Annotated in this window: 23 protein-coding genes and 1 pseudogene; 17 read left to right on the top strand and 7 right to left on the bottom strand. The window is 66.8% G+C overall.

What is annotated here, in order from left to right; all coding sequences use genetic code 11:
• From CH341_RS36225 to CH341_RS33730, 6 genes are all read left to right on the top strand, one after another.
• Positions 1 to 811: MT-A70 family methyltransferase (locus tag CH341_RS36225; protein ID WP_210208403.1), on the top strand; the 811-nt coding region annotated here is incomplete at its 5' end.
• The gene (locus CH341_RS17105; RefSeq protein WP_111420215.1) at positions 808 to 1047 is read left to right on the top strand and encodes a hypothetical protein; all 240 of its coding nucleotides are present in this window, start codon (positions 808 to 810) and stop codon (positions 1045 to 1047) included. The genes CH341_RS36225 and CH341_RS17105, both read left to right, overlap by 4 nt.
• Before the next feature lie 43 nt (positions 1048 to 1090).
• Positions 1091 to 2524: a helix-turn-helix domain-containing protein gene (locus CH341_RS17100; protein WP_111420214.1), complete on the top strand. Its 1434-nt coding sequence runs from the start codon at positions 1091 to 1093 to the stop codon at positions 2522 to 2524.
• Positions 2521 to 2667, top strand: a complete 147-nt coding sequence (locus CH341_RS34270) for a hypothetical protein (RefSeq protein ID WP_170149665.1) — start codon at positions 2521 to 2523, stop codon at positions 2665 to 2667. The genes CH341_RS17100 and CH341_RS34270 overlap by 4 nt, the downstream gene beginning before the upstream one ends.
• 1 nt (position 2668) lies before the next feature.
• Positions 2669 to 3877: a DnaA N-terminal domain-containing protein gene (locus CH341_RS17095; RefSeq protein ID WP_146604514.1), complete on the top strand. Its 1209-nt coding sequence runs from the start codon at positions 2669 to 2671 to the stop codon at positions 3875 to 3877.
• Between the two features lie 769 nt (positions 3878 to 4646).
• Complete coding sequence (locus CH341_RS33730) at positions 4647 to 5345, top strand: hypothetical protein (RefSeq protein WP_146604513.1); 699 nt, start codon at positions 4647 to 4649, stop codon at positions 5343 to 5345.
• Positions 5346 to 5623: 278 nt separating this feature from the next.
• Here CH341_RS33730 and CH341_RS17090 read toward each other — a convergent pair whose 3' ends face one another.
• The 5 genes from CH341_RS17090 to CH341_RS17065 form a co-directional block, all read right to left on the bottom strand.
• On the bottom strand, positions 5624 to 6007 hold the full coding sequence (locus tag CH341_RS17090; protein WP_111420212.1) for a hypothetical protein: 384 nt from the start codon (positions 6005 to 6007) through the stop codon (positions 5624 to 5626).
• 537 nt (positions 6008 to 6544) lie between these two features.
• Positions 6545 to 6772 carry a hypothetical protein gene (locus CH341_RS17080; protein ID WP_111420210.1) on the bottom strand — a complete coding sequence of 76 codons (228 nt, stop codon included), beginning with the start codon at positions 6770 to 6772 and terminating at the stop codon, positions 6545 to 6547.
• Positions 6773 to 6786: 14 nt separating this feature from the next.
• Positions 6787 to 7731 (bottom strand): non-homologous end joining protein Ku, encoded by a 945-nt coding sequence (ku, locus tag CH341_RS17075; protein WP_111420209.1) that lies wholly within the window; start codon positions 7729 to 7731, stop codon positions 6787 to 6789.
• A 144-nt stretch (positions 7732 to 7875) separates the two neighbouring features.
• Positions 7876 to 8241, bottom strand: coding sequence for a hypothetical protein (locus CH341_RS17070; protein ID WP_111420208.1), 366 nt, complete (start codon positions 8239 to 8241; stop codon positions 7876 to 7878).
• Positions 8242 to 8314: 73 nt separating this feature from the next.
• Positions 8315 to 8977, bottom strand: coding sequence for an SOS response-associated peptidase (locus CH341_RS17065; RefSeq protein WP_111420207.1), 663 nt, complete (start codon positions 8975 to 8977; stop codon positions 8315 to 8317).
• A 510-nt stretch (positions 8978 to 9487) separates the two neighbouring features.
• Here CH341_RS17065 and CH341_RS17060 point away from each other — a divergent pair.
• Positions 9488 to 9847: a hypothetical protein gene (locus tag CH341_RS17060; RefSeq protein WP_111420206.1), complete on the top strand. Its 360-nt coding sequence runs from the start codon at positions 9488 to 9490 to the stop codon at positions 9845 to 9847.
• A 28-nt stretch (positions 9848 to 9875) separates the two neighbouring features.
• On the opposite strand, the gene CH341_RS33725 is transcribed toward CH341_RS17060, so the two are convergent.
• Both CH341_RS33725 and CH341_RS17055 read right to left on the bottom strand, forming a co-directional pair.
• Positions 9876 to 10079 carry a hypothetical protein gene (locus tag CH341_RS33725; RefSeq protein WP_146604512.1) on the bottom strand — a complete coding sequence of 68 codons (204 nt, stop codon included), beginning with the start codon at positions 10077 to 10079 and terminating at the stop codon, positions 9876 to 9878.
• A gap of 213 nt (positions 10080 to 10292) precedes the next feature.
• The gene (locus CH341_RS17055) at positions 10293 to 11231 is read right to left on the bottom strand and encodes a sensor histidine kinase (protein WP_170149664.1); all 939 of its coding nucleotides are present in this window, start codon (positions 11229 to 11231) and stop codon (positions 10293 to 10295) included.
• A 247-nt stretch (positions 11232 to 11478) separates the two neighbouring features.
• Between CH341_RS17055 and CH341_RS17050 the strand changes: the two genes are divergently transcribed.
• The 10 genes and pseudogenes from CH341_RS17050 to CH341_RS17005 form a co-directional block, all read left to right on the top strand.
• A complete protein-coding gene (locus tag CH341_RS17050) occupies positions 11479 to 12054 on the top strand; it encodes a PAS domain-containing protein (RefSeq protein ID WP_111420204.1) in 576 nt (191 codons plus the stop codon).
• A gap of 456 nt (positions 12055 to 12510) precedes the next feature.
• Entirely contained in the window at positions 12511 to 12930 is a 420-nt protein-coding gene (locus CH341_RS17045) for a hypothetical protein (RefSeq protein WP_146604510.1), read from the top strand.
• Positions 12931 to 13094: 164 nt separating this feature from the next.
• Positions 13095 to 14051, top strand: coding sequence for a site-specific integrase (locus tag CH341_RS17040; protein ID WP_111420202.1), 957 nt, complete (start codon positions 13095 to 13097; stop codon positions 14049 to 14051).
• A gap of 186 nt (positions 14052 to 14237) precedes the next feature.
• Positions 14238 to 14363 (top strand): hypothetical protein, encoded by a 126-nt coding sequence (locus CH341_RS36220; protein WP_281023071.1) that lies wholly within the window; start codon positions 14238 to 14240, stop codon positions 14361 to 14363.
• A complete protein-coding gene (locus CH341_RS17030; protein ID WP_111420200.1) occupies positions 14360 to 14644 on the top strand; it encodes a hypothetical protein in 285 nt (94 codons plus the stop codon). Before CH341_RS36220 ends, CH341_RS17030 begins: the two co-directional genes overlap by 4 nt.
• Before the next feature lie 131 nt (positions 14645 to 14775).
• The gene (locus CH341_RS36445; protein ID WP_111420199.1) at positions 14776 to 15015 is read left to right on the top strand and encodes a Com family DNA-binding transcriptional regulator; all 240 of its coding nucleotides are present in this window, start codon (positions 14776 to 14778) and stop codon (positions 15013 to 15015) included.
• Positions 14948 to 15724 carry a DNA-methyltransferase gene (locus tag CH341_RS17020; RefSeq protein WP_245431107.1) on the top strand — a complete coding sequence of 259 codons (777 nt, stop codon included), beginning with the start codon at positions 14948 to 14950 and terminating at the stop codon, positions 15722 to 15724. Before CH341_RS36445 ends, CH341_RS17020 begins: the two co-directional genes overlap by 68 nt.
• Positions 15718 to 16461, top strand: a complete 744-nt coding sequence (locus CH341_RS17015) for a hypothetical protein (protein WP_146604509.1) — start codon at positions 15718 to 15720, stop codon at positions 16459 to 16461. Before CH341_RS17020 ends, CH341_RS17015 begins: the two co-directional genes overlap by 7 nt.
• A 525-nt stretch (positions 16462 to 16986) precedes the next feature.
• Positions 16987 to 17586 (top strand): hypothetical protein, encoded by a 600-nt coding sequence (locus CH341_RS17010; protein ID WP_146604508.1) that lies wholly within the window; start codon positions 16987 to 16989, stop codon positions 17584 to 17586.
• Positions 17534 to 17739 (top strand): annotated as a pseudogene (locus tag CH341_RS17005) (hypothetical protein); the annotation flags it as partial. The gene CH341_RS17010 and the pseudogene CH341_RS17005, both read left to right, overlap by 53 nt.

Raw genomic sequence — 17739 nt, 5'->3', positions numbered from 1 at the left:
ACGGGCTTCTCCTCGCCGTGCTGGTGCATCCGGCCGACATCCAGGACGTGCACGGAGCGGTGCCGCTGCTCGAACGCGGCTGACCGTCGCCGAGACGATCGCTCGGCTTCCGGCGGAGACGCAGCGCGAGATCGTCGCCGCGGCCGACCCGAAGGCCTTCCGCGCGGTGGCGAAGGTGCGGCGGGCCGAGGAGCAGCTGGAGAAGAAGCGCCGCCGTGACGCCCGCGAGCGCGTTCTCGGCGCCGTCCAGCAATCGATGCCGAAGGGACGTCGGTACGGCGTGATCCTGGCCGATCCCGAATGGAAATTCCTGACCCGCTCCGAGCTCGGCATGGATCGCTCGGCCGCCAACCATTATCCGGTGTCGTCCACCGAGACGATCGCGGCGCGCGACGTCGAGAGCATCGCGGCGCGCGACTCCATCCTGGGCCTGTGGGCGACCGGCGCCATGATCGAGGATGCCCTCACCGTGATGAGGGCCTGGGGCTTTTCCTACAAGAGCCAGATCGTCTGGACGAAGCCCGGCATGGGCAGCGGCTACTGGTTCCGCGAATGCCACGAGCTCCTTCTGATCGGCACCCGCGGCAGCATGCCGGCGCCGGCGATGGGCACGCAATGGCGCAGCGTCCGGGACGCTCCGCGCGGCACCCACAGCCAGAAGCCCGACTGGCAGTACGAGCTGTTCGAGGAGTTCTTCCCGCACCTGCGGAAGATCGAGCTGAACGCCCGCCGCGCGCGGCCGGGATGGGACCGCTGGGGGCTGGAGTCACCGCTCGCCGAGAGCGAGCACGGAACCGGGAGTGCGGCATGACCTCGCGTGATCATCTCGATCCGGAGAGCGTGTTCTGGCCCGACGAGATCAGCATTCAACCGTGCTTCGGCTGCGGCGCCGTCCACATGGACCTCATCGACGAGCACGGCGCGATCGGAGCGCGGGCGACATTCGAGCCTGCCGAGATCGACCGCGCCGTGAAGGCGCTGCTGGCCTGCAAGCGGCAGATCGAGCGGATGCGCGATCCGATCGGCGGCTGCGACGGGGAGGCGTGAAGACGAGCCGCACGATGCACGGAGAGCAGAGGAGTATCGCGTCATGACCATCCAACCGATGCCGACGGAGGTGCCGCGGCTCGCGCCGTCGGCAACGCGGGATCTGGCCTGCTGCTGGGCGCGGGCCCGAGAGCATCTGCTCGGCGCTGTGGGCCGGGACGCATTCGAGTCGTTCCTCACCACGCTGCATCTCGATCACGTGGATGCAGGCACCGCGCAGTTGTCGGTGGCCACGCGCTTTCTTCGCATCTGGATCGAGCGGCACTACGCTGCCGCGCTGCGCGACGCCCTCAGGAGCGCCGGCGTGACCGCGGAGCGGATCGCGATCGCGGTGAGATCGGTCGGCGTGCACCGAACCCCGGCCGTCTCACCCTGCGGCGCCGCGCCGCCCGCGGCGAGGGTGGAAGACAGGACCGATGACCCGGACCGCGTCGCAGCGGAGACTGCCGCCGGGGTTCGGTCCGCGCTCGATCCACGCCTGACCTTCGAGACCTTCGCGCTCGGGGCGGCGAACCAGGCCGCGCACGCTGCCGCGCTGGCGGTGATCGAGGGCACCGGCTTCGACCTGCTGGCGATCCACGGGGAGACGGGCCTGGGCAAAACCCACCTGTTGCAGGCGATAGCGTCGCGCCACGGCGACGCCCTGTACCTGACGGCCGAGCAGCTGCGCTTCGGATTCGATCAGGCGCTGCGGCGCGACGCCGCCACCGTCTGGCGTAGCGCCCTAATCTCGGCGCCGCTCCTGCTGCTCGACGACTTGCACGTGCTGGTCCGGATCGGGCATGCGCTGCCGGCCAGCTTGCTCCATGTCCTCGACCGAAGGGCCGCCCTCGGGCGCGTGACCGCAGCAGCGATAGACCGACCGACCCGCGAGCTCGAAGGCGAGCAGCGGCTTCTGTCCCGTCTCGCCGGCGCTCTCGGGGTCGGGCTCGAGCCGCCGGACGCGTCGCTGCGGCGGGCGATCGTGATCATGAAGCTCGCTGCGATCGCGGAGCGGCATTCGGGTTTCGTGCTGCCGTCGGAGGTCATCGATCTGGTCGCAGGCGCTCTGCGGCGCGGCCCGCGTGACCTCGAGGGGGCGCTGGCGCGTCTCGTTCTGCACCAGGCCGTCGCCGGCACGCCACCGGACCGCGCTGCGGCGGAGCGGGTGATCGGCGAGATGGCCGGCGCCCTTCGGCCACCGGTGCGGATCGACATCATCCAGCAGGTCGTGGCTCGCCGCTACGGCGTGACCGTGACCGACATGCGATCGGCGCGGCGCACCGCGGCCGTCCTGCGGCCGCGCCAGATGGCCATGTGGCTCACGCGGACGATGACGCCCAAGTCTCTGCCGGAGATCGGGCGTCGGTTCGGCGGGCGCGATCACACCACGGTGCTGCACGCCGTCGAGAAGTACGAGCGTCTGCGCCGGGACGATCCCGGTGTGCAAGCCGAGCTCGACGCGCTCGCCGAGGCGATCGAGCAGGAGGTCCTGTGAGCTGCGCCGTCAGCCAGCTCGCCCAGAGCACCGCCGCGATCGCCGGCGCCCTGCTGCTCGGCGTGGTCATCGGCGGCGTTGTGGTCGGCCTGGCGCGAGCAGCGAGCATCTATGGCTCCGACACCGCCGATCGGGAGGAATGACGTGGCGAACCTGCTCGCCCTGATCGACGATCCCGTAGTGCAGCGGCTGCCGCCGCGCGCCTTCCGGCTGCTGGTCAACCTGATGGGCCTGGCAGGAGCCGGGCCGCTGCCGGACCGCGGGCGGCTCGCCTGGCGCCTGCACCTGACGGAGTCAGCGCTGGCGCGGGACCTCGCCCCGCTCGTGGCGGCCGGTCGCGTGGAGGAGGTAAGGGATCGGGTGGTACTTGTCGAGTTCGCATCGTGCTCCTCGCCCAGCGCACAGGAGGCCACGGCCACCGCGGTGTCGCCAGCCCCGAAGAGCTCGACGGACGCCGGGTCTCGCGAGCGGACGCGCGCTTGGCGCGCACGCCGGCGGTCCGCCGCGGCAACCCGGGAGGCCCAGCCGTGCCTGCCACTGGTCTCTCTGGTCCAGGGGGCGGTCGGACCGGTGGTGACGGATGTGACGGCATGTGACGTCACGCGTGACGGCGTGACGGCAGGTGACGCGTCACCCTCGCCGCAAGGCGTCACACGCGAGCCGGATCAAGGACTTGCGAGCGTCACCGAGAGCGTCACCGGCGTCACACCGCGGAGAGAGAGTCTATCTTTTCAGACTCCTGAAGGAAGACAACAGACTCAGACTCTGCGGCGCGAGGGCGTCGCGGTGACGGGCCGTGACGCGTCACCGGATCCCGCGGACGCCCGCCCGACCGGCATCGTCCCGGCGCGCGCTGCCTACGAGCGGTTCCGGGCGCTGTACCCCAAGCCCTCCGGCATGGACCCGCGAAAGCCGGCCGAGCAGGAGTTTCTGCGACTGGTGCTGCGCGAAGGGATCGTTCCCGAGAGGATCGTCGCGGCGGTCGCCCCGTTCGCCGAGCAGGTGCGGCGAGACCGGGTCGAGCCGCGCTACGTGCCGGCGTCGGCTCGCTGGCTGCGCGAGCGGCGCTTCGAAGACATCGCCGAGAGCCCGGCGCCAGCGGCTGCACCGACGAGCTCCGACCCCTGGCTGGCGCCGGTGATCGCCCGGCTCTCGCGAGAGATCGGCGCGGGAGACGCGGTGGCGTGGTTCTCGCGGCTGGCCGTCGTGAAGCGAGATCCGCACCGCGTCACCCTCGCTGCGCCGACCCGCTTTGTGGCCGAGACGATCGAGGTGCGTTTCGCCGACCGTTTGCGGGCCGCAGTGGCAGCAGAGCACGGAGTCGGCGGCGTTGGGATCACGGTCATCGGCTAGGAGGGACTCGAACCCGTGCTAGGCGCGGGCTGTGTGACCGGCGAGGCTTCAGCTAGTTTCCAAATTATGAACTTGACGTGCCATAAGAGGGAGTAAGTTAACACCCAGTTATCCGGTTGACACCACAAGGTGCCCGCGCAGATACACGCGATCAATTCCATCTGGGTCCGTGCGTAGCTCATACGCTGAACCCTCACCGTCACCGGAGACAAGCTTATACATTGTCGCGACTCTTTGAGTTTTCCTCCGGCGAACTACTCAAGATATCTCCGGTCGCTTCGTGCTGAGGATGAGACGAAGCTGGAGACTCGACTCCCGGTAGTTGCTGGCCCACCATCGGCGCGCGGAGTGGCAAGCGGGCAGAATGGCATTCTGAACATGCAAGCCGCCGCATACGTCGTCCTGTCCTCTATTCGCAGGCGCTCAACGCTGGCGAATGGAAGATAGGGAGCCAACGACGCTGCGATCAGCAATCCTAGGACGCTGATGGTGGGCCGATGCACTCGTGAACGACGGCTTATTCGTTCGACGGGACGTGAGACGCAACCCGTAAGGGTCGCGCCGGCGTGACCCGAAGGGCTAGCCCAATGAAGGGTTCCTTTCAGGTCAAGGTTCAGATCAAGGTCGATGTCGCCAAGGTCCTACTCTCGATCGCGGCAATCATCGCGCTTCTGATCTGACCGGGGACGGGGGCTCGGCTTGCCGGGCTCCCGTTCTTCGATTCGGTGCTTTGCCCCCGCGATCCGAGCCCCACGCAAGGCAACCTCCCATGCGACGCCTGGTCTCCTCTTCCGAGAAATCGCGCTCGTCATCTTTCCTTGACGGCATAAAGAAGCTCCGGACATCGAGGCACAAAAGCGCTTTTATACGCGGCACGCTCCGTGCCGTTTTCAGATGGCACCACTTCTTCAAAGAAGCGCAAGCCAAGTTCGACAAGATAGACGAGAAAACTAGCTATATCAATTCTCGATTGAACGAGACAGAAGAGCTGTTTCTTGCCTCTACGATCTGCCAAGGCCTGAAGTCATGGGCTCAAATGGAAGAAGCCTTAGTTTTTCTCACTTCCGTTCTGCTGAACACGGATCGAACCAAGGCTGGTATAGTCATGTATTCCATAGCCGGGTTTCCCACCAAGCTTAATATTATAGACGATTTATTCGCCATCAGTTCCGGATACAACAACGCAAGCAGAAAATGGAACAAAATCAAGAAGCAAATTTATTCCGTCTTAGACGATCGAAACAGGCTCGCTCATCACTCCATCCATACCAGCACTCCGGAGGGAGACAGCCGATCAATAATCACTTTAAGTCCGCCAAGATCAGATGCGAGACAAAAAGCTCTGAAGTACTCGCCACTCACATATAGTGAGATTGTTTGTTTCATATCAAAAGTCGCATCTATTTCACAGTCTTTGGCAGACCTCGTTGAGGAGATGCTTGATGCAATGTCAAATAAATCTCCTTGACTGCTCCTTGGTTCAGGTCAGGCATGTAAACTGGTTAAATGCCACTCTTCCACAGAATATCTGCACCAACCTCAGCCATCGCCTGCGTAACTTCAACCTCTGTCTCTTCGGGCGCGCCAGCCTCGGCGTTCTCTGTCGCCTCAGCGACCATGGCAACTATCCCGCTCGGCTTGTGGCGTCACCCGGATAAGTGGGTTACATTCCTACTGTAAGATTCTATTCGCATGATGTAGGATTGCCCGTCGCCGTGGTCGGGGAGGGGCAGGATGCATCGGGCTTCACAGCCGGCGGCTCGCCGCCTGGTGGACGTCGAGGATGCGCTCAGGTGGGCATTCCGAGACGAGCTGCCCAAACGCGGCGCGGGCGCCTCGGCGAGCGTGTCGCCGATGTTCTCGCTGATCGCGCTGGGCACCGTGATCGACTCGAGCGGGCGCGAGCCGGGGTTCCCGCCGGCCCTGGGTGAGCCCCACCCGGACGCGCTTGCCATCGAGGCCGGCGTGCATGCCCTCGGCCGCTTCGCCGGGCATTCGATCGAGGGCGTCGATCTCGCACCCGATTTCGGGCTTGCGGCCGACCAGGGCAGGGCGGTGCGGCATGCGGTCGCCGGCATGGTCGGCCACGTGACCTGTCACGCCCGGCTCGGCAAGCGCCCGCTTTGCCATTCTCCCGGCTTCGGCTGCGGTCCGTCGATCGGCGCGAACGGCAAGCCGCGCGTGCTGATCAGTGTGGTGAAGCACCACGAGGGCGCCTTCGGGCCGGTTCCGGATATGTCGAGGAACCCGCGCGGGCGACGCGAGCGGGACGCTATCCGGCCGGCGCGTTCTGCCCGCTCGTCTGGGATCCGTCCCCCCAGAGCGTCATCGAGGAGCGCGCCGACTATCTCGCCTGGTGGATCGGTCTCGACCAGCTCGCCCGAGATCTTTCGGGCGCGCTCGCTTCGATGGTGGTGCTGGCGCCGTCGGCGCCGATGCGGCCCTGGGCCGGCGATCGCGAGCGCGGCAAGCCGCCGATGCTGTTCCGGTCCGAGGCGCCGATGTATCGCGCCGTCAGGACGGCGGCGGAGGCGCGCCGGATTGGCGCGGCCCAGCGCCGGCGCGCCGAGCGCCGCGCCCCGGCGTCACCGCCCCTACGGCTCGCCCCGGCGTCGGGACGTGGCAAGGGAGGACGGCAGGCGGGGTGACGCCTCGGCCTCGATCGTGTCAGGTGCCGGCGAGGAACACTTCCACTTCACCCGGGTCGCTCCGAAATGCCTTCGTGGCCCGGCTGCCGCACACCTGGCAGACCAGCGCGCGCGTGAGCTTCGCGAGCGTCACCTCGGGAGGCATCCCGTAGCGGGCGAGCGTGTCGGGATCGATCACGCCGCGGTGTCCGCAGCGCAGGCACTCGATGAAGACGATGGTGACGTCGGAGCTGGAGAGGGCGCGCACCGCTGTCTCGCCGGTCAACTCGCCTGGCGGCCGCGCGTGCGGGGCCGCGCCGGTTCGGCCACGGACGGCTTTGCCGCCCCCTTTCCGGGGATCGGCAACAGCATCTCGCGCTGGCCGGTCGGACGTTTCGCCTTCTTGGTGCGCCCCGGTTTCGTCTCGGCCGGCGCGCTCCCGGTCCCCGTCTCGGCCACGATGCTGCGCTTGAGCGCGTCCATCAGGTTGATCACGGTCGCAGGCGTCGATGCGGCGGTCGCCGGTGCGCTCGGGCGCCCCGCCTGCTTCTTCTGCAGGAGCTCGACGAGGGCCTCCTCGTAGCGGTCGTGGAAGCCTGCCGGATCGAAGTCGGTCGCCTTGCTGTCGAGGATGTGCTCGGCGAGCGACAGCATCTCCTTCGGGACCTGGACCTCGGGAATGTCCTCGAAATACGGCTCTTCGCCACGCACCTCGTAGGGGTAGCGCAGCAGCACCCCGCGCAGGCCCTTGCCGAAGGCCTCCAGCGCGATCACGCGCTCGCGGCGCGACAGCACCACCCGGCCGAGCGCCACCATGTTCTTGCCGCGCATCGCCTCGCGGATCACCGCGAAGGCCTCCTGGCCCACCTTGTCGTTCGGCACGACGTAATACGGCGCCTCCAGATAGCGCACGTCGATCTGATCGCGCGGCACGAAGGCGTCGATCTCGATCGTCCGGGTGCTCTCGACTTGGAGGGCGTCGATCTCGTCGTCGTCGACCAAGATGAAGCGGTCGCGCTCGACCTCGAAGCCGCGCGCCTTGTCGGCCGCTGCGACCGGGTCTCCGGTCACCGCATCGACGAGCTGCTGCTTCAGCCGGTTGCCGGTCGCCCGGTTGATCTGACGGAACGCCACCCGCTCGCCGGCCGAGGTTGCGGGGTAGAGCGCCACCGGGCACGAGACCAGCGACAGCTTGAGATAGCCCTTCCAGTTCGGACGCGGCGCCAACGCAGACCTCCCGGGCCAGAGCGAATCACTCCGACTCAAGTGGCTGTTTCGACTCGGTTTTTGGAGTCTCCCTCGGGGAAAAAACGAATCCGATCAATACGTTGATTCGGCGAGGTGATTCTCGTCCGCGGTAGCCCACTCCGGTCATCGACCCGAGGTCGGCGCCATCGTGTGCAGCCCGAGCAGGCGCGGCATCGGCGCGGCGGGGCCGCAGCGCGAGCAGCTGAGGCCGAGCACCAGGCTGGCCACCGCGGCTTCGGGATGCCGGTCGATCCGCCGCAGGTCGACGGTGCCGATCGTCGCGCAAGCCGGGCACAGCACCTCGAGCCAGGGCGTTCCGGCGACAAGCGCGCCGCGAAGGCTCGGCGACCACAGCGGCAGATCGGGACCGGCGGCGAGCGCCGCATTCCAGCGCGCGATGATGGTGCGCGCCCGCTCGCGCTCCGCATGCGCCTCGGCGCGCGAGGCGGCTCGGGCCATCATGCGGGGAATGCGGTCGCGGACGCCCATGGGTCGACTCGGAGATGCGGGCGCCGACCCTAGTCCGTCGCGCCCGGCCGGCCAATGTCGCCGCGCTGCCGCGTCACGCCGCCGACGCCTCGTCCTTCTTCTCGCCGCGGGCGACGATCCGGAGCGCGTCGTCAGGCAGCGGCCGCTGCAGCGCGAGGGCCTCGGGCGCCGGCGCCGTCAGCCAGGTCGCGACCTCGTCCTCGGTGCGCAGGATCACCGGCATCGCCTTCGGGTGGATCGGACCGACGACGCCGTTCGCATCGGTCGTCAGGAAGGCGAACACGTCGCACGTGACCTCGCCCTCGGCTTTCTTGCGCACGCTGGTCCAGGTGGTCCAGATCCCGGCGAAGGCGGCAAGCGGTCGGTCCTCCCCCAGCGCGAACCACACCGGGACCTTCTTTCCCTCCGACGTGGTCTCGTACTCCGAGAACGACGTGAACGGCACGACGCACCGGCTGGCCTGGCCCAGCCATCGTCGCCAGTGCGGCGAGCTGACGTTGCGGACGTTCGTCACCCCCGGATCCGTGGTGCGGCCCTTCAGCGCGAACACGGGCGACGGCATGCCCCAGCGCGCCGTCACCAGCTCGCGGCCCACCTGTCCGGTGCGCACGATCGGCGCGGGGTAATCCGGGAACACGCCCGGCATGGACGGCAGATTGCCGGCGCGATCCTGCGCGATGCGGAACAGCGCGCGGATCGCCGCCTGTCCCTTGGTGACGGAGTAGAGATTGCACATCCGCCGAGCTTACGAACCTGGTGATCGATCGAGCAAGTCGTCCCGGCACGCGAGCCGGAGGCACGCCTTCGGATAGGTCGACGATTGCGAGGAGTTCTGTCTGGTCTAGCGTAAGGCGGTGGCCCGCCTAGTCGACCTAAGTGCCGTCACAAATGAAAGAATTCTTGATACCGGAGTTACATGACTACCGGGCGCTGAATCAGAAACGCTTTTAAACTGTGCGTTCATCTCCCGAGCGTGCACGGAGTGAGCGATCATGACGGGCGCACAATTGAATTGGCTGCTCAGCCTGCGGGAAGACCGGCTTGGACACCGCAGGTACATTCCCCATCCGAGGACTGTCACTCAATGTCAGGCGCTCGGCTGGGTCGAGTACTGTTGGGCGGATCATGGGCGCGGCTTCTGGTGCTTGACCGAGGCGGGGTTGACCGCGCTGGAGGACTTCAAAGGAGACGATGTCGGCGGTGCGCCACTCAGCCCCGGGTTGATGGTTCGGAGAGGCGATCAGCGATGAGCATGCCTCACAAGATGCTGCCTCCGCCGGGCCATCAGCTGCTTGCTTCAGTCGTCGAAGGGGGCCGGGCCCACTTCCTGGTGCTGGTGCCCTCCACCGAGCCGGGAGCGCTTTTAATCCGCCTTCTCACTGTCGATGCAAAGGGCCGGCGCAAGCTCCACGTCGTCCAGGAGCCGGTGCTGCGGGACGAGGTGGTCCAGGTGGTCGACACCATCGCGGACGCCGACTGGGATGAAGCTGAGTGTTTCGTGACCGCTCGAGAGCCCGAGGACACCGCTTCTTGGCAGAAGGCGTCGTCTGATGCGGATGCTCTTGCAGAAGCATCGTCGGCGTCTCGCCCGAGGACCCATCACTAGCGGCCACAACGACGGCTGATGCTCCGCGTCAGTTGCCGAACGCACGCCGGAGTTCAGGCACGTCCTCCGCATCTGCGACGGTGACAAGGTCACCGAAGTCCAATCCAAGGCCCGATGCGATGTCGTAAGCGAGTCGGGGCTGTCCGCGCCGAGCAACATCGGCGAGCACCAAAGAGATGCCCTCCAGCATTGCCCGAGCTGTGGCGGCCGTCTCTTTGCAATCGTCGCTCATTCGACTTTTGCACCGCAATTTGGAAACACGTTCCCGACCCTGAAAAGTCCTGCGGGTCCCGCCGTCCGCAGCTGGACCGGAACCGGTGTTCGCTCCTGAGCGCGGCTCGGTCAGGTTCGGGCGGCGGGACGCTCACCGTAAGATTTCTCAGTCTGGTCCTCTGCTGGGACGAGTGCTGATCCGGATTCTAGCGGATGTTTCTTCCATCGTCGGTCACGCCGAGAAACTCGTTTTCGGAGCCGCTTCCGTCGATGGATCGAGCCACCGGGCCGCAGCTGGCGAGGAGGGATCCGGCAGAGCTATCCGACATCTGAGACCGGCCTCGGAGAAGTCAATCGACACGGTCCCATCGAATTGCTCGAGAGAGTTGGCGAGGAGCCGCATTCCAAATCCTTTCCGGGTCGGCGCTCGGACAGGCGGTCCGTCCTGCTCGGTCCAGTCGATAACGAGGCCAGCTTGGTTCAGTGTCCACCGGATCGCGATCCGGCCGGTCGGCACAGAAAGAGCCCCGTACTTGGCGGCATTGGTCACGAGCTCGTGGACCATGAGTGCCATCGCCAAAGCCAGCTTCGCGGGAAAGCGGATCTCTGGACCTTCGACCGAGGCGCGTGAGACCGGGAAATAGGGCCCGAGCTCGAGTGCGACGATGTCCGAGAGAGCGGCACCCGATCCCTGGGTCGAGGCGATGAGATCATCGGCCCCAGCCAAGGCTTGAAGGCGACCGAGGATTTCCTCCCTGATCAGTGGAGTGTCGCGAAGCTGAAAGGCGATGATGGCGCCGATCGTCGCGACCTTGTTCTTTAGGCGGTGCGAGAGTTCTCTGACGACCAGTTCGCGGAAGCGCTGCTCGTCTTCCAGCCGCTTCATGAGGCGGCGATAATAATGGGCCGCAGCGATGAGCACCGCTGAGCTCAGCGCGTACATCCCGAGCCCGATCTGTTGCCCGGGATTGAGTTCCCCGAAAGGCAGAATGGCCCACCAGATCAAAAGACCACTGCCGGCCCCTGCGAGAATACCTGGCCCAACCCCGCCGATCGCGCCCGCAAGAAACACGACTGGGAAGGCGGTGATATAAGGAGGTATATCCGGATGGAGGAGCCCGAGGCCCCAACGAATCAGAAAGCCGGTGCAAACCAGCAAGGCCGAGATCAAGTAGGCGCATCTCGAGCCTGTTGTGACAACGAGCGTTGGCGAACGGAGCATTTTTCAGACCAGGGCGGGAACCGCAAGACGATACCATAAAACTCTCCAGGGGCTCTAGCGGTCTGGCGAATGCGTCTTTCGCGGACCTGGCCAGCAAACGACGATGCTCGAATCCCGCAACTTTGCTTGTTATGCTCGCTACAGTTGCGAGCGCCTCGCGAGGAGGGCGGGTGATCGCAGTGGTGGGGGCCGTGTCATGTGGAATTTGGAACGGCTCGAGCAGAGCCTCCCCGACCTTCTTGCAGAGAAGCTGGTCACAATTGCCCAGCTGTCCAAGAGCGGCGAAATCCAGCAAGTCAACCGCGCATGGCGGCGATTCGGGTTAGCGAATGGGTTGCGACTTTTCGGTGCCGGGGTGGGCGAGAACTACTTTCAATTTAGCCTCCCTGATCAAGTGGAGGCATTCACGCGCATCGTGACAGGAGACCAGGACGAAATGACCCTGCTGTATCCGTGTCACTCACCTCCTCAGGTCCGTTGGATGTTAATGGTCGCCGCTCCCTTGGAGCTCAGGGCCGGAACCGGGTTGATCATTGTCCACGTGGACGTGACCGAAGAAGTCGAGAAGTGGTTTTCCCCCTGCCTTCTGTTCTCGGAGCCACTGCATATTTCAGAGGGCTCCGGAGCGCGACCGCTTCTTCGGGTGCTCGAGTTCGCTGTTTCCAGCGCCATCGGCATGGAACGGGTGCGAACCTTCTGGGAGCGGGCGGGCCATTCGGATCCCGCCGACGGTCCCGAAGCGGCAGGGCGCTTGCGACCTAGACGGAGGTGATATGAGGCCGTCGAACAATGACAGGCTCACGGGGGCTCCAGGCCGTACGCGCGTATGACGACCGAGTGCAGGCGGCGTCCCCACCCTTTCGGCCAGCTGTGACCGGATTCGACGATCTCGTTAGCGTACAATGCGAGTGCGCGCAGGCCGAACGGGGTCGTCGGAGGCGTTTCGACGAGGGCCCAAGCTGCAGCCTCCGCATCCTCTCGCAGCTTGTCGGCAACTGTAAATCGGTCAGGATCTGCCGGACAGTTTTCGGCCATTGTCCGGAACACCAGATAATTTTGATGCGTGACGCGGTGGTGGCGGATCGCCTCAAAGACCGGGTCTGCGTCAGGTTTTTCGAACATGGTTGCGTGGTACTCTGTGCCGTCCGCAGCTAACCTTCTCACCTGCTGCTTGTTCCGGGTTGCCTACCGCTTGACATCCATTTGGAACTTGACGATGCTCAAACGATTGCTGCTGCGCCTCGCGCCCGCTCGGGCCGGGGCGTTTCGCGTATTTGGGGCATGCATGCCCGGAGTTCGTGATGTGAACGACATGCGCTCCGGCACCTCGCCGGCACCGCTCTCGGCCTTCGCCGACGAGGTCGCCGGCCTGGCCGCCAGGATCAGACAGACCCGATTCCGCGGCAGCGAGCGCTACGTGCTGGACACGGACTCGTTGCGTCGAGAGCTCACCGACCTGTCCGAGCGCATGCGCCGCGTCGCATCCGAGGCGGTGCCTTCGTCACGGTCCTCCGCTCCCGCGATCGCCGCCGTGTTCGGCGCATCCGCCAACCGGATGGACCGGCCGGCGCTGCGCCGGCCGGTGTTCACCAGCACCACCGACCAGCACGGCCGCGCTGTCGTCGTGGAGCGCCGCCGACGCGGGTGACGAGACTTTTGCACGTTTCCGGTAATCCCTCTTCCCGGAAGCTTCGGTTCGCACCCCGCAGCGTGCCGATCACCTTCTGATTTCATAATCTTGGCGGGTGCGCACGGGGCTGCGAAGCCCCTGCGAACACCCCCGTTCGCGCGTCCTCCTGCAGGAGACCGGCGATGCCCGAGCTCGCCAAGCGACAGGGCAGCGCTGCGGCGCCCGGCGTCACGGATGTACTGACCCGGGCCGCCGACTATGCCGCCGCCGGCAAGGCCGCCTCGACCCGCGCCGCCTACCGGGCGGACTGGCAGCACTTCCGGCTGTGGGCCGAGGCGCACGGAGAAGGCGCGCTGCCGGCGGCCCATTCGGCGGTCGCGGCCTATCTGGTCGAGATGGCCGACCAGGGGCTGTCGGTGTCGACCATCGGGCGCCGACTTGCCGCGGTGTCGCACGCGCACCGGCTCGCTGGCCACGCCGAGCCGAGCAGCGCCGAGCCCATCAAGGCGGTGCTGCGGGGCATTCGGCGCACGCTGGGGGTCGCCCCGGCCCGCAAGGAGCCGGCCGTCGCCGGTACGCTCGCGGCGATGCTGGCACAGATGCCCGACACGCTGGTCGGGCTGCGCGATCGTGCGCTGCTGCTGATCGGCTTCTCCGGCGCGCTGCGCCGCTCCGAGCTCGTGGGCCTCGACGTCGCCGACATCGGGCGGTGCGCCGACGGCATCGTGCTGACGCTGGCGTTCAGCAAGACCGACCAGGAGGGCCGCGGTCAGGCCATCGCAGTCCCGCACGGCGTGACGCTGCAGCCGGTCGCTGCGCTCGACGCCTGGCTGTCGGCCGCGGCCATCACCGAGGGACCGGTGTTCCGGCCGATCGACCGGTTCGGCCGCGTCGGCGCGACGAGGCTCACCGACCGATCGGTGGCTCTGGTGATCAAGCGGTGGGCCACCGCCGCCGGATTGGACCCGACGCTCTTCGCCGGCCACTCGCTGCGGGCCGGGTTCGTGACTCAGGCCCTGGGCGTTGGCGTCGATCCGCTCGACGTCGCGCGGGTCACGCGCCATCGGCGGCTCGAGACGCTGCAGGCCTACGATCGCCGCACCGCCTTCGATGGCCACGCGGGAAAGGACTTTCTCTGATGGGCGACGTCGTCCGACTCGCCGTCGTCCGGAAGCAGATCGGGGCGCCGGCGCCGCGCACCTGCATCGCCTGCACGGAGAAGGTCGAGGCGACCAGGCTGCGATGCGACGCCTGCCAGAACGCATTCGAAGCTCGGATCAATCGCCTGGTCGAGGACGGCGCTGTGTCGACGACGGGATGTCGCCATGACCCGTGACACGGTCGCATTCATGGTCCTGACCGCCGTGATGTCGGCTGCTTGGTGGGCCATGGCCGGAGGCCTCGAATGGACGCATCTGCAAGTGTGGATGGGGCCGGGCCTGCGGCCGTGAGCGGTTCCGACACGCCGCCGACCGCATCGAGGTATCTCGCGCTGCTGTCCGAGCTGAGGTCGCGCGGCGTTGACATCACGTCGCGCTCGATCGTGCCGCAGGTCGAGTCACACGAGTGCTTCGGCTTCACGCTGTGGTGCGTCGACGTCTCGGGGCGGGAGCCGATCCATCTCGGCCGCGTGCTCGGTCCGCACGACGGCTTCTTCAAGACTCAGGACGAGCTGCGCGCCGCGCTGCACGCCGACATTGCTGCGTCACCGGCCGCGACGAGCGGCGGGTGACAGGGCCGGGTTTCCCCGGCCGCGGGCCTCGTTTTGCCGACCAGTCCCGCGGAGCGACGCGTTCGGATTGCCGCTACCCCGTCGCCGCTCTTGCGAGCGAGCCGAGGGTGGCATGATCCGGTTAACGACCCATGGAGAGTATCCGCTGCGCCTCCTGCCAGGCGCTGCTGTTCCGGGCGACTGCTCGCGCCGTCGCCGGCACGATCGAGATCAAGTGCCGCCGTTGCGGCACGATAAACATCATGAGGCCGACCGAGCCCTCGCACGAACGCCCCGAGCGTCGTGATGGAGGGGGAGGCGCTCATGGACATCGAGCTCATACATCGGGGAGACGTGTGGCGGCTCGGTCCGCACCGCCTCGTCTGCGGTGACGCGACCGTTGCGACGGTCGCTGCCGCCGCTCTGGACGGCGCTGCTCCGCTGCTGATGGTCACCGATCCGCCTTACGGGGTGAACTACGACCCCACCTGGCGCTCCGCTGTGATCGACCGGGCGACCGGCACGGCGAGCAAGGCCGGCCGTGCGCTCGGTCTCGTGACCAATGATCACCGCGCCGACTGGGCCGATGCCTTCCGCCACTTCCGGGGAGACGTCGCTTATGTGTGGCACGGCGCCCTCAACGGCACCGTGGTGCGCGCTGCTCTGGAAGGTGTCGGCTTCCGACCTCGGGCGCAGATCATCTGGGACAAGGGCCGCCTGATCCTGTCGCGCGGCCACTATCACTGGCGGCACGAGCCCTGCTGGTACGCGGTGCGCAAAGGGCGGACGGCGCACTGGGTCGGAGGCCGCAAGCAGACCACGGTGTGGCTGATCCCTCACCGGCGCTCGGAGACTGGACATTCGGCACAGAAGCCGATCGACTGCATGCGGCGCCCGATCGAGAACCACTCGGCGCCCGGCGATGCGGTCTACGATCCCTTCCTGGGTTCGGGGACGACGCTGGTGGCGGCCGAGATGACGGGGCGCGCGTGTCACGCCGTCGAGCTCGAGCCGGCCTACGTGGCGATCGCCCTCGCGCGCTGGGAGGACATGACGGGACTGAAAGCCGAGCTGCTGCATCGGGAGCCGCCGACGTGTTGACCTTCGATTTCCGCGAGTGGGAGATCAAGGCGAGCGCCATCGAGGGGGCAGCGCGGCAGGTGCCGTTCGTCCTCGCTTATGCGCTGACCAAGTCGATGCAGGACGCCCGGGAGGCCGAGCAGGCCGAGATGGTCTCGGTGTTCGATCGACCCACTCGCTACACCCTCAACAGCATCCAGGTGGTGCCGGCCACGAAGCGGCTGCTCACCGCCGAGATCAGGTTCAAGGAGTTTCCGCGTCCGGCCTGGAAGTGGCTGGGCCCGGAGGTCGCCGGGGGCAGCCGCAAGCACAAGGCCTTCGAGCGTGCGCTGCTGATCAGGGGACTGATGCAGGTTGGTGAGTTCGCGGTGCCGGGCAGGGGGGTCAGGCTCGACGCATCCGGCAACATCCCGGGCTCGACGATCGTGCAGATCCTCTCGCAGCTGGGCGCTCTCGAGTACAAGTCCGGCTACACCGCCAACATGACGGCGAAGTCGAAGGCGCGAGCCACCAAGAAGGCGCGCGGGCAGTTCTTCGTCAGCGGCGGCACCACGGCGCCACGCGGCATCTACAAGCGCGTTGGGCACAAGGCGGTGCCGATCATCCTGTTCGTGCGCGGGGTGAGCTATGAGAAGCGCCTGCCGTACTACGAGACGGCGCGCCGCGTCGTGCCAGCGGCGTTCCGCCGGCATTTCGCGGCAGGCTGGCAGCGGTTCGTCGTCGACGACATCCGCCGCGCGGTCCGTCGCGCCGCGTGACCGTCCCGCACCGCCGTAGCCCGATCGCAACAGTGTGACATCGTTGCCGGGTCCTCCCCGAGGGGGCCGCCGGCGCGGGTAATTCGGACCCCGCACCCTCCGGGGGTGCAAACCCCAAAAAATGGGTTCGCACCGTTCGCAGTTCGCGCTCGGCCGTGGCCGGCTGCAAATCGGCGTCATCTTCGTTGCGGTCGCGAGCCGGTATTAGCCAACAAAGACGCGAGCACTCGCGCGGCTTTTGTAGACAACCTGAGACGCGCCGGCGGCCTGAACCGGAAGGACCCCCGTTGCGAAGCGAGCGAGACCAGGGCCCTGCCATACAGCGAGCGCCTTCCGAAAAAGAAGTCAGCGTGCTCGAGGATCTCTGCACGAAGTCTTGGGCTAGACCTTCGGTCGGTCAGGATGGAGAGAAACTCGTGCGCCAGTGAAGGGCCGTATGCTGTCATCTGTTCAGATTAGCTGGAGCACGCCCCGTCAAGCAGCCGGAAACGCGGATAGCTCACCTGCGAGGAAAGGCTACCTCAGGTGACTTCGATCTCCATTCGCGAATTTGCGCGCCGCGAGGCTGTATCAGACACTCTCATCCGTAAGGCGATTGCGAAGGGGCGGCTGGCTCTCGGACCTGACGGCAAACTTGACGCGAGGCTGGTCGGCAGTGAATGGCGCGCCGCGAATCGACCGGCTGAGGATCGGCCCTCGCACGTGGTTCCGTCCGCGGTCGCCACCGGCAGCGGAACTCCGCCGATCGGCGGAGTTCCGGCACTAGGCCCGACGCCGGCCGGCAGCCCGCTGGACGGCATGCCGGACGATCCACGCGCCTGGTCGCTCGCGCAGGCCGAGCGGGTCAAGGAGGTCTATCTCGCCCTCCAACGGCAGCTGAAATACGAGATCGAGTCCGGCCGATATGTTGCGATCGACGAAATCGTGCAGCAGGTCGAGCGCGAGTACGCCACCGTCCGCGAGCGCCTGCTGGTGATCCCGGGCAAGCTCGCCGCCATGCTGGTCGGTCTCGATCGAGAGGCGATCGAGGCGGCGCTGCAGGGCGAGATCGTCGAAGCCCTGGGGGAACTGCATGACCCGGCCCTCGGCGACCGGGCCGGAGATTCTGGCGCGCCGCCTTCGTGAGGCAAGGCGATCGCTGAAGCCGCCGCCGGTCCTGACCCTGGTCGAATGGGCCGACACGTATCGTCAGGTCTCACCGAAGACCTCGGCCTCGCCCGGCCAGTGGAAGACCGCAGCGCAGCCCGTCGCCTACGGCCCGTTCCTGGCCGTGACCAC

Source organism: Rhodoplanes roseus (assembly GCF_003258865.1).
In the GTDB taxonomy this organism is placed as follows: Bacteria; Pseudomonadota; Alphaproteobacteria; order Rhizobiales; family Xanthobacteraceae; genus Rhodoplanes; species Rhodoplanes roseus.
Note: the sequence above shows the minus strand (reverse complement) of the source record. Positions and strands in the feature narration are given on the sequence as shown.